General features: G+C 70.3%; 1 protein-coding gene and 1 pseudogene. Both read left to right on the forward strand.

Annotated elements, in window-relative coordinates:
* Nucleotides 1-251, forward strand: a pseudogene (locus tag FXN61_RS49805) (hypothetical protein); the annotation flags it as partial.
* A gap of 56 nt (nucleotides 252-307) precedes the next feature.
* The coding region (gene abmR, locus FXN61_RS49810) for an ATP-binding transcription factor AbmR (protein WP_167980684.1) at nucleotides 308-700 on the forward strand (393 nt) is incomplete at its 3' end.

The raw sequence follows: 700 nt of genomic DNA on the forward strand, positions 1-700 counted from the left end.
CCCGGCTGCCAGGTGGCCGTCGTGGCGCCGGCGATGACCCGCGCCGTGCGTCGCTGTGGGCGGCGGCGGTCGCTCATGTGCCCGGAGGCGGCGTCGTCGTGGCCGGAGAACCAGCGTCGTTGCCGTTGCTGGAAGACCGCCCGTTGGTCGACGAGGCACCCGCTGCCTACGTGTGCCGCGGCTACGTGTGCGACAGGCCCGTCGTTTCCGCAGAAGCCCTGGTCACTTCGCTGACGGCGAACACCCGCTAGCTGATTGCAGGCGTAACGTCGGTAACGACGTAATCATGTAATCAGGGGTGGTTGAAATGGGACGTGGATGGCGAGGAAGAGGCGGCTGGCAACAGGCTGACCTGCCGTCGGCCGACGACGCGGCGGCCTGGTTCACAGGCAGGCTCCCTGACGGGTGGTTCGTGGGCGCCCCCGAGGTGATCGTCGACCGCGAGGAGATCACGGTCATCGGCACGCTCCCCGCACTCGAAGGCGAGTTCGACGACGCTTCGCGCGCCGCGGCGGAGTCGGGCCGCATCTCCCGGTGGCGGGAGGAGACGCGCTCCGAGCGCATCGAGATCGCACGTCAAGCCGAGCACCGCTACGGCCGCAAGGTGGCCTGGGGCGCCGTGCAGGGCGGCACGCGCGAGCTGTTCACGCACCTGGCCGTGCCGGTGATGACGCGCCTGCGCCAGCCGGAACGCCAGGTG

The organism is Lentzea indica (genome assembly GCF_012184385.1).
GTDB lineage: Bacteria > Actinomycetota > Actinomycetes > Mycobacteriales > Pseudonocardiaceae > Lentzea > Lentzea indica.